Source organism: Agrobacterium salinitolerans (assembly GCF_027498475.1).
Lineage (GTDB): Bacteria > Pseudomonadota > Alphaproteobacteria > Rhizobiales > Rhizobiaceae > Agrobacterium > Agrobacterium salinitolerans.
Genome location: NZ_JAPZLN010000002.1, coordinates 611,474 through 624,798 on the forward strand (window position 1 = coordinate 611,474; position 13,325 = coordinate 624,798).

Below are 13,325 nucleotides of genomic sequence, written 5' to 3' on the forward strand. Positions count from 1 at the left end.
GTGTCTGGAGTTTTCGGGGACTTTCGCTTGGCAGGGATATCGACAAGCCGCATGGCTCTTGCCCTGTGTCTGCTGACCGCAGCCTTTGGGGCGGCGCAAGCCGAAGAGCCCGCCAGGGAAAAAACTGCCTGCGCTTATACCCATGATGTCGCGCCGGATTTGTGCATCAATGCCGACAGTTACAATAACGATCTTTGCCATGCCATTGAGGTTCTCGCCGTCCGCCATGCCGTTCCGCCGGATTATTTCGCCCGGCTGATCTGGCGAGAAAGCCTGTTCCGGGCGAGTGCGGTCAGCCCGAAGGGGGCGGAGGGCATTGCCCAGTTCATGCCGGGAACGGCGCGGTTGCGCGGTCTCGAAGACAGTTTCAACATCATCGCCGCGCTTGAGGCATCTTCCCGATATCTCTCCGAATTGAACGTGCAGTTCGGCAATTTCGGCCTTGCCGCCGCAGCTTACAATGCGGGGGAGGCGGGCTTGCGGAATTTCATCGCCAACGGCCGCCTGCCCACCGAAACCCGCGATTATGTGTTCGCGATCACCGGTTATCCGGTGGAGACATGGAAGGACAATCCGCCGGAAAAGGCTGCACCGGCGCTGGATGACAACCGTTCCTTTCTCGATGCCTGCGTGCATCTCGCCGACACCCGCACCATGAAAGATCCCATTCTCATTGCATCGGCCGACTGGGCGCCCTGGGGCGTGCAGCTTGCGGCGCATTATAATCCGGCCGTGGCGAACCGGCTTTTCACCCGGGCGATCCTGCAGCTTTCGGAGCCGCTGAATGCCGAGCGGGCTTTGATCGTGCGGCAGCGGGGCGGCAATTTCGGTTCGCGGCCGCGTTATGCCGCCCGCATCGGCCGGGAAACCAGAGCTGAAGCCAACGCGCTTTGTGGCGATATCCGGCGGGCGGGCGTTCCCTGCACCGTGTTCCGCAACAGGTAAAAACTGCGCGCGCCGGACCGGTAGATCGGCTTCCCGCGAAGGGGCTGATCATAACAAGTTGATCGGCTTCAGACCTATGCCGGCTTCAGCACCAGGACGACCGAGATCATCGGCAATTGCGGCAATTGCGCGGATAGTCTCAATCGTCCGGCGTCGTGAGGCGGGCCGTTATAGCCGTCCCGGTCGCCAGATATCTCAAAGCGAAATCGCGACTGTCTGCCTATCCCGTTTCTGTGGATGAGGCTCAGTGCGGTTGTTACTGTGAGCCCGTGCGCATATGTTGGAATACTCAATCTTGATTTCCGGGCAAGGCGGACAGGCGCATTATGACCTCCCAGTTGGATTTTTTCTCTCCCGCGGCAGCGCGGCTTCCGCAGGCTGAAAGAGGGCGAAAAGCGGGTGGTCGCGAAACGACCCAAAAGACCGCTACGGACGATGAGGCCCTTGCTGCTTATCTTGAATCCACCGGTAATTATCGTATCCTGCGCCGGTTGCAGCCGCGCGCGGTCATCGATCGGCCAAGGCCGGAATTCGCCCGTCAGGGCGTGATCCTCGATACGGAAACGACGGGCCTCGACCATCGCACCGACGAGATCATCGAAATCGGCGTCATCACCTTCACATTCGACGATAACGGCACAATCGGCGATGTCACAGGCATCTATGGCGGGTTGCGGCAGCCTGGTATCGCCATTCCCGAAGAAATCACCCGTCTGACCGGGATCACCGACGAGATGGTCGCGGGGCAGTCGATAGACATGGGCCGGCTGACCTCCCTCATTGCCCATGCCGATCTGATCATCGCCCACAATGCCGGTTTCGACCGCCCCTTTTGCGAGGCCTTCTCGCCGATCTTCCGCGACAAGGCATGGGCCTGCTCCGTTTCGGAAATTGACTGGCGCGCGCGTGGTTTCGAAGGCAACAAACTCGGTTATCTGATCGGGCAATCCGGCTATTTCCACGACGGCCATCGTGCGGTGGACGATTGTTTCGCCCTGCTGGAAGTGCTGGAGCAGACGCGCCCTGGCCAGAGTAGAACGCCGTTTGCAGAACTCCATGAGGCGAGCCTGCGCTCAAGGGTGCGCCTCTACGCGGAAAACAGCCCGTTCGACATGAAGGATCATCTGAAAAAACGGGGCTATCGCTGGTCCGACGGTTCCGATGGACGGCCGAAATCCTGGTGGGTCGAACTGCCGGAGGAAAAGCTCGAAGAGGAACTGCATTTCCTGCGGACCGAAATTTACCGCTGGGATGCCGATCCCACGGTCAAATATCTCACCGCTTTCGACCGGTTCAAGGCCGGGTGAAGCGCGGGGCGTTTCGGATTTTTGGATTGCATACAATTTCTGCAATGAATCGAAAACAATCGACGTAAAATTGGGCAAGTCCGGGCAAAGCTTTCCGGAGCGCAGAAGAATATCATTTTACATCAAAGGCTAAGCCGATTGGCACGCCTCCTGCATGACAAAGACGTCGCAGGAGAGTGTTTATGAGCAAAGCCGCAGCAATCGACATCGCGTCCGTATCCAAGATTTACGGCAACACCACCGCCGTGCATGCGATAAGCCTCAAAATACCGGCCGGGAGCTATTGCTGCCTGCTCGGGCCGTCGGGCTGCGGCAAGACCTCGACGCTCAGAATGATCGCCGGCCACGAAAGCATCTCCAGCGGTGACATCAGGCTCGGCAATGCGGTCGTCACCGATCTGCCGCCCGCCCGGCGCGGTACGGCCATGATGTTCCAGTCCTACGCGCTGTTTCCGCATCTCGATCTCGTCGACAATGTCGCTTTCAGCCTCAAGATGAAGGGTGTGGACAAGGAAACCCGACGGGCCAAGGCGCTCGATATGCTGCGGCTGATGCAGCTCGAACCCTATGCCAGCCGCCGTCCGGCCCAGCTTTCCGGCGGGCAGCAGCAGCGGGTGGCGCTGGCGCGTGCGTTGATTACCGATCCCGAGGCGCTGCTTCTGGACGAGCCGCTTTCGGCGCTGGACCCGTTCCTCAAGATCCGTATGCGCGCCGAGCTGAAGAAACTGCAGACCTCGCTCGGCATCACCTTCGTGCATGTCACCCACAGCCAGGAAGAGGCCATGGCGCTTGCCGATATCGTCGTCGTCATGAATGACGGCCGCATCGAACAGGCGGCCACGCCGCGCGAGGTGTTCGAGCGTCCGGCCACCGCCTTCGTCGCCCGCTTCATGGGCGACCACAACGTCATTTCCGGGCGCTACCGGGAAAAATCGGGAGACCTCGTCACGCTCGAAGTGGCGGGCGGCGGTACTTTCACGGCAGGCGGCGTCGCCTCGGATGAGGGCGCGGTCGATATCGCCGTGCGCACCGACCGCGTGCGCGTGGGTGAGTCGCAACAGCCGGGCCTCGGTTTCACCGGCATCGTCTCGAACGTCGAATATCGCGGCGCAAGCGTCAAGATCGCCGTGACCGGCGCAGGCATCGAGGATTTCAACGTCATCCTTAGCGATGCCGCCTTCTTCGAAAATCCGGTTAGGACCGGCGACGCCATACCGCTTTCATGGAATGCGGCCGATGCCATCGTGCTCGGCCGGGTAGAGAAGTGACCCCAAAAATAACCAGAGGAGAACTTTGAAATGACCGATACCACCAACAGCAAGAAGGGCCTGTCCCGCCGCGGCCTCCTGAAGGCGGGCGCGGCCGCCACGGGTGCGGCGATCGGCTCCGGCCTCATCACCGGCTTCCCGACCATCTGGGCACAGAACCCGATTACTATCCGCCAGTTCGGCACCGGCGTCTCCAACCTCAATGCCATTGCCGAGAAATGCAAGGCAGACCTCGGCATCACGCTCGAAATGACGGCGACGGATTCCGACGCCGCCGCCCAGCGCGCCGTCACCCAGCCGAACTCCTACGATATCGCCGATATCGAATACTGGATCCTCAAGAAGGTCTATCCGGCCGGCGTCATTCAGCCGATGGAAATCAAGAAGCTGAAATATTACGACAAGATCGTGCCGCTGTTCAAAAACGGCAAGCTGAAGCCGGACAGCGTGGTCGCGCAGGGTACCGCGCCGCACACGGTCGGTTTCGTTGAAAAGCCCGGCGACAAGACATTCGCGAAGGGCGAGACCGATTATTTCACCATGGTTCCCACCATCTACAATGCCGATACGCTCGGCATCCGTCCCGATCTTGTCGGTCGCGATATCACCAGCTGGGCCGATATCATGGACCCGAAGTTCAAGGGCAAGACCTCCATTCTCAACATCCCCTCCATCGGCATCATGGATGCGGCGATGATCATGGAAGCCATGGGCAACATCAAATATGCCGACAAGGGCAACATGACCAAGGAAGAGATCGACAAGACCATCGATTTCCTCATCAAGGCCAAGAAGGACGGCCAGTTCCGCGCCTTCTGGAAGAGCTTCGACGAAAGCGTCAACCTCATGGCCTCGGGCGAAGTCATCATCCAGTCCATGTGGTCGCCGGCCGTTGCCGCCGTCCGCTCCAAGGGTATCGCCTGCAAATACCAGCCGCTGAAGGAGGGCTATCGTTCCTGGGGCGGAGGTCTGGGTCTCGCCAAGCACCTGTCCGGCGCGAAGCTCGACGCAGCCTATGAATATATCAACTGGTACACCTCCGGCTGGGTCGGCGCTTATCTCAACCGCCAGGGTTATTACTCCGCCGCCATGGAAACGGCCAAGGAGCACATGACCGCCGACGAGTGGGGTTACTGGGTCGAAGGCAAGCCGGCTGAGGGCGACATCATCGCGCCTGACGGCAAGGTCATGGAAAAGGCCGGTGCAGTGCGCGACGGCGGCTCTTTCGAGGAGCGCATGGGCAAGGTGGCGTGCTGGAACTCCGTCATGGACGAAGACCGCTACATGGTCCGTCGCTGGAACGAGTTTATCGCTGCCTAGTACCCGAAACAGACAAGATCGGTGGCGTTGGCCGCCGGTCTTGACAGCAACAGAGCCTCTAAACGCGACGTCATCCTCGGGCTTGACCCGAGGATCTAACGACCCACCACATCAAACGTGGTTGGATCCTCGGGACAAGCCCGAGGATGACGTCGCGTTTGAAGAGAACTTTGCCTGACACACTACCCGGTGCGAAAGCCGCCGGTACTTCTGCAAATACAGCGAAAGGCTTCACAATGGTGACGGTCAGACTCATTGGCGTCAGTGAAAAAAAGGACAAGCCGCCCCGCAGCTTTGCCCTGCCGCAGAAGCTTGTGTCCTATATTCAGTCCCTGCCACTTTTGCTGATCCTCGGCTTTTTCCTGGCTCTGCCGATCCTGATGATCGCCATCGTCAGCTTCTGGGACTACGACTTCGCCCAGATGTATCCCGACTTCGTCACCTTCAATTATAGCGAAACGTTAGGGTCCTGGGTCACCTGGCAAACCTATCTCAATACCCTGAAATATGCCGCCATGGTCTGGGCGATCACGCTTTTCTGCGGTTTCTGGGTGGCGTACTTCCTCGCCTTCCACATTCGCACCACCACCATGCAGATGGTGTTGTTCCTTGTCTGCACCGTGCCGTTCCTGACTTCGAACATCATCCGCATGATTTCATGGATTCCCGTTCTCGGGCGAAACGGTCTTGTTAACAGCGCATTGGTGGGTTCCGGCATCATTCCCGAGCCGATCGAATGGCTGCTTTATTCGGATTTCGCCGTGGTGCTGGCCATGGTGCATCTTTATACGCTGTTCATGGTCACGCCGATTTTCAACACGCTGATGCGTATCGATAAATCGCTGATCGAGGCGGCGCGTGATGCGGGCGCGACCGGCTGGCAGACGCTCACCAATGTCATCATTCCTCTTGCCAAACCCGGTATGGCCATCGGCAGCATCTTCGTCGTGACCCTGGTCATGGCGGATTTCTCCACGGTTCAAGTCATGTCCGGCGGACAGAGCGCCTCGGTGGCGCTGATGATGAAGAACCAGATGTCGCTGCTGCAATATCCGGCCGCTGCGGCCAATGCCGTCATCCTGCTCATCCTCGTTCTTCTGATGGTCGCGGGCATCCTGCGCATCGTCGATATCCGCAAGGAGCTTTGATCCCATGCATCAGGAAAAACGCGGCCGCGAATTCTACATCCTCGCCTTCTTTTTCGTCCTCTTCGTGCTGTTTCTATACGGCCCGCTGTCGGCCATCCTCATCCTCGCCTTTCAGGGGCCGAATGGCGGCCTGACTTTCCCGCTGAACGGCGTTTCGCTGCACTGGTTCGGCAATCTCTTCGAACAGCAGGCCGTCGGAGATTTCGGCGGCTCCTTCCGGCGCTCATTCGCACTTGGCCTGATGGTCATGGCCGTTACCGTGCTGGTCTCGCTGCTGGCGGGCCTTGCCTTCCGGCGCAAATTCATCGGCGCGACGCCGCTATTTTATCTGTCGGTCGCAAGCCTCGTGGTGCCGTCGATCATCATATCGCTTGGTATTGGTGTTCTATTCCAGCAGCTTGGGCTGGAACCTTCATGGTATACATCAGCTTTCGGCGCGCATCTCACCTGGACGCTGCCCTTCGGCGTTCTCATCATGCTCGCCGTCTTCAACCGTTTCTCGCCGTCCTATGAGGAGGCGGCCCGCGATCTCGGCGCGTCCTCCTGGCAAACCTTTGCCCATGTGGTGCTGCCGATGATCGCGCCGAGCCTGATCGGTGTCGGCCTTTTCGGCTTCACGCTTTCTTATGACGAGTTCGCCCGCACATTGATGACGTCAGGCACCTACAACACGCTGCCGCTGGAAATCTACGGCATGACCACCAATGTCACAACGCCGGTGCTTTACGCGCTCGGTGCTGTCACAACCCTGTTTTCTTTCCTGGTGATCGCGGCCACGCTCGGCCTGATCGTCACGCTCAATCGCCGCCGTTCACGCGGATAAAGAAACGTCAAATGCGCATTCTCGTCATCAATCCCAACACCACGCAATCCATGACCGCGACCATTGCCGACGCCGCGATGCGTATAGCCGGCCGCGATACGGACATATTGGCCGTCACCTCCTCCATGGGGCCTGTCTCCATCGAAGGTTATTACGACGAGGTTTTCGCCGTGCCCGGCCTGTTGCTGGAGCTGGCAAAGGCGCCGACGCTTGGAGCCGACGCCGCGATCATCGCCTGTTTCGACGATACCGGGCTCGATGCGGCCCGCGCGCTCGCCGATATTCCGGTTATCGGCATCTGCGAGGCGGCGGTCTCCGCTACCGCCTTCATCGCGCAGAAATTCACCATCGTTACGACGATGGAGCGCTCGCGGCTGCCGCTGGAACATCTCGTCCATCGTTATGGCATGTCCGCCCGCTGCAATGTGCGCGCCGCCGATATTCCTGTCCTGTCGCTGGAAGATCCCGCCTCGAACGCCCGTGAAAGGCTGCGCGCGGAAATCGCGCTGGCCCTGAAAGAGGACAGGGCGGAGGCGATCGTGCTCGGCTGCGCCGGCATGGCGGATCTTGTCGCCGAACTCCGCGATGAGTTCGGCGTGCCGGTTGTCGATGGCGTTGCGGCGGCCGTCAAGCAGGCGGAATCGCTGGTGTCGATGGGGTTGTCCACCGCCAAGCGCGGCGCTTATGCCACGCCGCTCGCCAAGCCCTATCGCGGCTTGCTGGAGGCATTCCAGCCGGACAGGCTCTCGGGGGCATCCGCGGACAGTGGAGACGTTCTCACTGCCTCCGTCCATAAAACGACGAAGGCGAGCTGATAGGCCAGATCGCGCTGGACGTTCTGCAATGCCAGGTCGCTCAGAACTATTCTGGGTCCGTTTCTTTTCAAGATTTTCAACCGTTCGGCCCTGGCGAGTATGGCCGTGACATGAGCGCGGCTGACCCCATAGGCGCGCGCCGTCGCCTTGCGGGAGAACACGCAACCTGTCGCATCGCACGCGTCCGCTTTCGCGGCGGACAGCAGGTCCAGCAAGATCAGGAAACCCGGCGCATGCCCAAGAAACATCCGTACTTCCTCTGAGAGAAAAGGCAAATCCTGCGCGTGCCGCAGAAGCCAGCTCACACCGTCGACAAGCACGCCGGTTCCGATGGCTTCCTCCGCAGGCGTTTCCGTTGCCGGGAGGGTTTGCCACGGCGAGGCCGCGACGCGATAGGTGCTTGCAAGCGTCTCGATGGCCGAAATAATCCAGCCGTTTAGCGACCATGGCCGCTCGCGGTTATCGTCGCCGGGCGGGTGACGCTGCGCGGTATTTTCCAGCTCCAGCCAGTCGATCAACGCCCGTGTCCTGCGGCTGGAAGCCCAACCGTGCGGAACGACGACTGCCTGCACCGCCGCCAGCGTAAATTGCCCGCCATGGACCGATGCGATGCCCACCGCGCACATGACAGTGGCGAATGCGCCGAAATCTCCAAGCGCGCGGACGAGGCGCTGCTCCTGTTTGAAGGCGGTCGATATGTGGCTGCAAAGATGGGCGACGGCATCACCGAAGGCATCGTCGTTCAGGATTCGGTTCGCAAGTAAGCCCAGCCTCTCTCGAAGCATGTCCGGCCGAGGTCGGGCGAAGTCCCTTTTCGGGTGCGTCTTTGAAGTTGGGGCGCCTGCTTTTCCGGATACCTTTCTCCCGTGGTTTTTTGTTATTCGCTACTTTATGGCGAATTCGAAAGCGTGAGTTCTGTTCGCTGACAACGGCCGCTTGGGGCGGGGGTGGCAGCCGAAAGGTTCCGCTCCGGAAGATGCGTGCATTTTGTTGCACTCCCCCGAGGCTCTGTTGCGGGGTATTAAGAAATACTCTCATAAATTGAATGTTAAGGAGCGCGTTAAAATGTGTTCCCTTTTGAGACGGTTTGCGAGGGTGACGCTGAAAATGAAGTTATCGACTGTTTTTATTGCATAAATTAATGAAGTCGTGGATGCAAAATCTTTTGTCTATTTGCCGTGAATACAATCTTTGATGGTTGCTTTTTAGGCGTTGACGACATCGCGAAAGATGCATCCGAAACCACATGACACCCGAATGTTACTGCCAGGTCTCTGGCGCGTTCGGCAGCGATGCCGGGCGGCGCGTAGAGCCCTTCATGCCCTTTATTCATCCCCGAATCTTCAGAGGAGGTTGAAATGATTCAACTTAAGCATGTTGTTTTTGCAGGCCTTGCGGCCTTCGCAATGAATTTCGATATCCCGTCCATGGGCCAGCCGACCCTTGCGAACGCGGCGACCCTCACCGCCGAGCAGACGGCGGCTTTCCAGTCGAAACTGGAACAGGCGGAAGCGAGCCGCGAGCTGCTCGGCCGTCGATCCGCGTGCCTGATGGAACATCTGACGGCGCAACAGCAGCTCAGCGCTGACCGCGAGAAGGCGCTGGGGCAGGCCATGTACCTGCAGATCGAACTGGAGCGGCAGGTGGTGCAGTCCGAAACCAGCGTGAAGGGCTACGAGGAGCTGGTCCAGTCCGAGAGCGAGAACGTCAGGGCGCGTCAGGCCACCTTCGAAAAAGCCCGGAAGGAAATGGACGAGCAGGCCAAGCGAGTAAAAATATGCAGCGGCGTCCTCTTCTTCCTGCCGGGAATTTGCCAGGCCGGTGACGCGGCGGTCAAGGCGCTGGGCTGGATGAATGATGCGGAGAGGGAATACCGCACCGCGCGGCCGCGTCTGGACAATGCCCGGGCGGCTCTTGAAGGCGTTCGCAACCAGCTCGAAAACAATCGCCGCCAGCTTGCGGCGGCACAGCAGAGCCACGCGGAAAACCAGAAAGCGGTGAAAACTCTGGAAGAGCAGATCACCAGGCTCAAGGCGGCGATCTCCACCATCAACGTCAAGGTTCAGGACTTCAACATTCAGGTCGCCAACTTCACCAGTGCTCTGAAGGAAGCGAGCGAGGTCAATCCTGACGACGCGAAAATACGTCAGGTTACGCGGCTGTCGACCGAGATCGACGGCCTGACCAAAGACGTGCCGCAGTTCATTTCCTCCACCGAGGCCGGGCTGCCTGACGACGCGAAGAAACAATGCGGATCGTGAACGATCACCCCCAATGACTCTCCGCAACCACCCATCAACAGGAGCATGAAAATGAACAATGTCGTGACTTTCGAGAGCCGGACCGCCCAGATCAACAGCGCAATCGACGCCGGCGTCGATGCGATCGTTTCGCAACCGAATTTCAGCCTTCCCAAGTCTGATACGGCGCTTGTCCGGTCCTATGTCGATAAGATCCAGGGAACCTATGATGTCGAGCGCGCCAAGCGCGACACCGACAATGCGATCGATCTGCTTTACATCGCCTATAACACCACGCCGCAGGAAAACGGCGATATTCGCGTCCGCATCAGCGCTATCATGAACAGGCTGATCACGTCGCAGCAGAAAAGCGAAATAGTCATGAAGAACGCGATGGCGGCGGCGACCCGTATCGGCCTGTCCATCGCCGATCTTTTCCCGGACTGGCTCGATGTCAGGGAAGAAAACGATCAGGCCGAAATCAAGGCATTCGTCTCCAACGATCTGATAAAGCTCGCAACGGGCATCCGGGATAGGGCGCTCAGCGTTCGAGACGAGCTTCTGGCCCTTGCTGCGACCTACGACGCCATCATCAGGGACACGGCGCAAACCACGGATATGAGCGAAACGGCCTTGAGCAAACGCCTCGCCGATAAAGCGGTGATGGAACGGGAAATCCGGGAGGCGGACGCACGACGGGAACAGCTTGAATCGCTTGTCAACGATCTCAAGGAACAGGTTGCGGCATTCGAAAAGAAGGCCCGGGAATATGAGCAGCGGGCCAATACGGCGGAGCAGCGTGCTTTTGTCATGTCGATTGTCCGGGTCGGCGCGCAGATGATTTCAAGCGCAATTCCCGCCATTGCCATGGTGGCAGGCGGTCCCGCCTCAATGCTGGCCTCGTCGGTTGGCGGCGCGCTTTCAGGACAATCCAAGGCCGGACAGGATGCGGACGGGCAGGGCCAGGGTGGCGGCTCCCGCACCCCGTCAGGCGGCGGAAGCAAGGCCGATGCGGCCGCCAAGCAGAGCGAGCTTTCCGAAAAGAAAGCCGAGCTTCGCAAGAGCGAGGAAAAACGCGACGCTCTGAAGGGAGATGTCAAGTCGCTCGAGGACGCCAAGGCGAAGCTTGCGGACGACGCGGAAAGCGCCGACCCCAAATCGAGCAAGGCCATCGAGCTTGCCGAACTCGATAAACGTCTGGCTGCACGCGCCGCGGAACTCAAGGCGCAGGAAGAAAAGATCGCCGCTCAGCAAACGGTTATTTCCAGTCTGCAGGCCTCGCTCGATGCTTTGGACAAGGGGCTGGGCAAGCTTTCCGAAGAGCAGCAGCAGCAGGCTGCCAGCCTGCGCGAAATCCAGATGCAGATGATCGACAAGGCGGAGGCCTATGAGAAGGAGCGCCGTACCCAGGCGGCAGAACTCATCAGGATCAACGCCCTCCTGAAGGGAAAGCAGGCAGAGGATGACAAGATCAAGCTTGCGGTGCAATCGCTCAATGTCAGCATTTCGGCGCTGAAACGCATGAAGGAAATCGTTGAAGAAATCGCCTTCTTCTTCAAGGGCTTCGCCGATTTCATGCAAGCGGTCGCAGATGATGCCCAGCATCAGATCACCGGCATTGAAAATGTCGCCGGGCAGGAGACGCTGCGAAAGAACCGCTTCGCGCAGCTCATCCGCTCCGTCGACGAGTTCTTCGTCAGGCAAACCGCCCAGTGGCACGCGGTGGTGATCGTCTCCGACCGCTTCAATCGCAGCTTTGCCGAAGGATGGTCGAAGCTGAACAAGTTGCAGGGCGGATATATCAAAAGTGACGATCTGCCGGCCTATCTGGCGGGTGTCGCGGAGAAGCTCTCGGCCATCGTCGCCGAACGCGAGGCCGCCGCGGACGCAAAAATCGCGTCGCTGCAGGCCTATCGTCAAGATCTGAGCAAGACCGCCTGATCCCTTGAGACCCTGCCGTTCCTTTTCCGGCTCGGCAGAAACGCATCCATGATCTCAGCCGGAATCGTCCCCCTCGGGCATGGGATCATGGGCAATGTCCTGCCGGCGCAGATGCCGGCAGGACGGCCGCCGAAACTTCGACATTCACCAAATCAACGACAGGCATCCGGCCGCCATCGAAGCGTTCCATGCCACGTCATTTTCAGAAAGGAGAAGACCATGCCTACAGTCAATAACCCTCCCGTTTTGGTGCCTCAGGACACCCCCGCCTGGTGCTTTGCCGCCGTCGAGCAGATGGTGCGGGCCTATTACGGGCTTCCCGCCGCCACCCAATACGAGATTGCAAGGCGCAACACCGAGGCGCTTGCGAGCGTCGATCCGCAGGTTCAGGAGCGCTGGGAGCTGGCGCAGGTTCTGGATCAATCCGCCGGCATCGATGAGCAGGGCGGTGCCAATGCAAACAGCAATGTCGTCAAGCTGGTTTCCAGCCAGTGGAACGCCTTCGATCACACCACGACGGGCGGCCACTTCGTCAATGGCCTGACAGCCGATACCGTCAGACACGAGATCGATAACAACCGCGTCTTCGTGATCGGAACGGAATACCACTATTACCTCGTCTACGGCTACACCGTGAACGGCAAGAATCTCGAACTTCATATTCTAGATCCATGGCCGGCAGGGCGAGGCGGCGCCAGAACCCGCATCGGCCTGCAGGAATTTCTGGCAATGCCGGCCCGCGTCGCCATCGCCTTCGGTTAGGCCGGCAAGCCGACTGCATTTCCCTCGATTGCCGGAGATATCCGGCGCCCCAATAACACAAAATCCCACCATGCGCTCCTGCACGTCGACGTCCGGGAACAGGTGGCCCATGTCCAAAAAGGAGATACACATGCCAATTCTCAGCAATTTCGTCGTCAAGCATATTCGGCCCTTCGGCGAAGCGGGCTATGATACTTTCAGCAACAATGCGCAGACCATCGAATTCTTCTCAAGCCTTGGGCTCGGCACAGGGGATATCGCCAATATCTTCGCCGCATGGCGCCTGGCGGCCCTGGCCGATCCCGTCGGCGAGAGCAATCTTCTCGTTGCGGCAGCGAATGCGCTGGCGCAGGCGCGATGGGAATATCTCTATGAGACGCAGATGAGCACGGTGCTTTTTCTCGACGATGTCCAGCTCGAATCCCTCAGCCATCTCGAGCCCGGGGCGAACCGCAACTTTTCGTGGCGATCCCCGACCCCCATCGCCGCCGCGGTGACTATTCATAACGGCAGCAACCGGCATCACATCATCTGGGATGCGACTGGCTTTTCCGGCGGCACCGATGAAAATGGCTGGATTTCGCACTTCGCCGACCTGTTGCCGACCGAGCGATAGGCCCTTCGCCGGATAATCGCCAAACGACGCCGGAACGTTATCTCAACGTTCCGGCGTCGATGCGGCCAGCCCCTTCATATCCCTGTCATAATGGTATCTGATACCGAAACCGTTTTGAGGCTGATATGTGTTGACGACTA

13 protein-coding genes are annotated in these 13,325 nt (G+C 59.3%); 12 read left to right on the forward strand and 1 reads right to left on the reverse strand.

The genetic code is table 11. From position 1 onward, the window contains the following. Nucleotides 1-51 precede the first annotated feature (51 nt). The 7 genes from O9X91_RS11540 (at nt 52) to O9X91_RS11570 (ending at nt 7,626) form a co-directional block, all read left to right on the forward strand. The gene (locus O9X91_RS11540) at nt 52-945 is read left to right on the forward strand and encodes a lytic transglycosylase domain-containing protein (protein WP_269826817.1); all 894 of its coding nucleotides are present in this window, start codon (nt 52-54) and stop codon (nt 943-945) included. Nucleotides 946-1,271: 326 nt separating this feature from the next. Further along, nucleotides 1,272-2,252: a 3'-5' exonuclease gene (locus tag O9X91_RS11545; protein ID WP_142913937.1), complete on the forward strand. Its 981-nt coding sequence runs from the start codon at nt 1,272-1,274 to the stop codon at nt 2,250-2,252. Between the two features lie 182 nt (nt 2,253-2,434). After that, nucleotides 2,435-3,520 carry an ABC transporter ATP-binding protein gene (locus O9X91_RS11550; protein WP_142913936.1) on the forward strand — a complete coding sequence of 362 codons (1,086 nt, stop codon included), beginning with the start codon at nt 2,435-2,437 and terminating at the stop codon, nt 3,518-3,520. Nucleotides 3,521-3,550: 30 nt separating this feature from the next. Continuing rightward, nucleotides 3,551-4,840, forward strand: a complete 1,290-nt coding sequence (locus O9X91_RS11555; protein WP_080796270.1) for an ABC transporter substrate-binding protein — start codon at nt 3,551-3,553, stop codon at nt 4,838-4,840. Nucleotides 4,841-5,076: 236 nt separating this feature from the next. Continuing rightward, nucleotides 5,077-5,988 (forward strand): ABC transporter permease, encoded by a 912-nt coding sequence (locus O9X91_RS11560; protein ID WP_077984166.1) that lies wholly within the window; start codon nt 5,077-5,079, stop codon nt 5,986-5,988. Between the two features lie 4 nt (nt 5,989-5,992). Then, on the forward strand, nt 5,993-6,811 hold the full coding sequence (locus tag O9X91_RS11565; protein WP_142913935.1) for an ABC transporter permease: 819 nt from the start codon (nt 5,993-5,995) through the stop codon (nt 6,809-6,811). A gap of 11 nt (nt 6,812-6,822) precedes the next feature. Then, nucleotides 6,823-7,626 carry an aspartate/glutamate racemase family protein gene (locus tag O9X91_RS11570; protein WP_142913934.1) on the forward strand — a complete coding sequence of 268 codons (804 nt, stop codon included), beginning with the start codon at nt 6,823-6,825 and terminating at the stop codon, nt 7,624-7,626. Here the strand turns inward: O9X91_RS11570 and O9X91_RS11575 are convergent. Beyond that, nucleotides 7,518-8,144 carry a hypothetical protein gene (locus O9X91_RS11575; RefSeq protein ID WP_142913933.1) on the reverse strand — a complete coding sequence of 209 codons (627 nt, stop codon included), beginning with the start codon at nt 8,142-8,144 and terminating at the stop codon, nt 7,518-7,520. The two genes, O9X91_RS11570 and O9X91_RS11575, sit on opposite strands and share 109 nt — an antisense overlap. Before the next feature lie 30 nt (nt 8,145-8,174). On the opposite strand from O9X91_RS11575, the gene O9X91_RS11580 reads away from it, so the two are divergent. From O9X91_RS11580 to O9X91_RS11600, 5 genes are all read left to right on the forward strand, one after another. Beyond that, nucleotides 8,175-8,390 (forward strand): hypothetical protein, encoded by a 216-nt coding sequence (locus O9X91_RS11580; RefSeq protein WP_142913932.1) that lies wholly within the window; start codon nt 8,175-8,177, stop codon nt 8,388-8,390. Between the two features lie 594 nt (nt 8,391-8,984). Continuing rightward, a complete protein-coding gene (locus tag O9X91_RS11585) occupies nt 8,985-9,887 on the forward strand; it encodes a hypothetical protein (protein WP_142913931.1) in 903 nt (300 codons plus the stop codon). A 51-nt stretch (nt 9,888-9,938) separates the two neighbouring features. Continuing rightward, on the forward strand, nt 9,939-11,807 hold the full coding sequence (locus O9X91_RS11590; protein WP_142913930.1) for a tyrosyl-tRNA deacylase: 1,869 nt from the start codon (nt 9,939-9,941) through the stop codon (nt 11,805-11,807). Nucleotides 11,808-12,026: 219 nt separating this feature from the next. Then, nucleotides 12,027-12,569 carry a hypothetical protein gene (locus tag O9X91_RS11595; RefSeq protein ID WP_142913929.1) on the forward strand — a complete coding sequence of 181 codons (543 nt, stop codon included), beginning with the start codon at nt 12,027-12,029 and terminating at the stop codon, nt 12,567-12,569. A gap of 130 nt (nt 12,570-12,699) precedes the next feature. Beyond that, nucleotides 12,700-13,185 (forward strand): hypothetical protein, encoded by a 486-nt coding sequence (locus O9X91_RS11600; protein ID WP_142913928.1) that lies wholly within the window; start codon nt 12,700-12,702, stop codon nt 13,183-13,185. Nucleotides 13,186-13,325 lie beyond the last annotated feature (140 nt).

Excerpts from the sequence above, each read along its gene's own strand:
- O9X91_RS11540 (WP_269826817.1), top strand. The coding sequence starts at position 52 with ATGGCTCTTGCCCTGTGTCTGCTGACCGCAGCCTTTGGGGCGGCGCAA.
- O9X91_RS11545 (WP_142913937.1), top strand. The coding sequence starts at position 1,272 with ATGACCTCCCAGTTGGATTTTTTCTCTCCCGCGGCAGCGCGGCTTCCG.
- O9X91_RS11550 (WP_142913936.1), top strand. The coding sequence starts at position 2,435 with ATGAGCAAAGCCGCAGCAATCGACATCGCGTCCGTATCCAAGATTTAC.
- O9X91_RS11555 (WP_080796270.1), top strand. The coding sequence starts at position 3,551 with ATGACCGATACCACCAACAGCAAGAAGGGCCTGTCCCGCCGCGGCCTC.
- O9X91_RS11560 (WP_077984166.1), top strand. The coding sequence starts at position 5,077 with ATGGTGACGGTCAGACTCATTGGCGTCAGTGAAAAAAAGGACAAGCCG.
- O9X91_RS11565 (WP_142913935.1), top strand. The coding sequence starts at position 5,993 with ATGCATCAGGAAAAACGCGGCCGCGAATTCTACATCCTCGCCTTCTTT.
- O9X91_RS11570 (WP_142913934.1), top strand. The coding sequence starts at position 6,823 with ATGCGCATTCTCGTCATCAATCCCAACACCACGCAATCCATGACCGCG.
- O9X91_RS11585 (WP_142913931.1), top strand. The coding sequence starts at position 8,985 with ATGATTCAACTTAAGCATGTTGTTTTTGCAGGCCTTGCGGCCTTCGCA.
- O9X91_RS11590 (WP_142913930.1), top strand. The coding sequence starts at position 9,939 with ATGAACAATGTCGTGACTTTCGAGAGCCGGACCGCCCAGATCAACAGC.
- O9X91_RS11595 (WP_142913929.1), top strand. The coding sequence starts at position 12,027 with ATGCCTACAGTCAATAACCCTCCCGTTTTGGTGCCTCAGGACACCCCC.
- O9X91_RS11600 (WP_142913928.1), top strand. The coding sequence starts at position 12,700 with ATGCCAATTCTCAGCAATTTCGTCGTCAAGCATATTCGGCCCTTCGGC.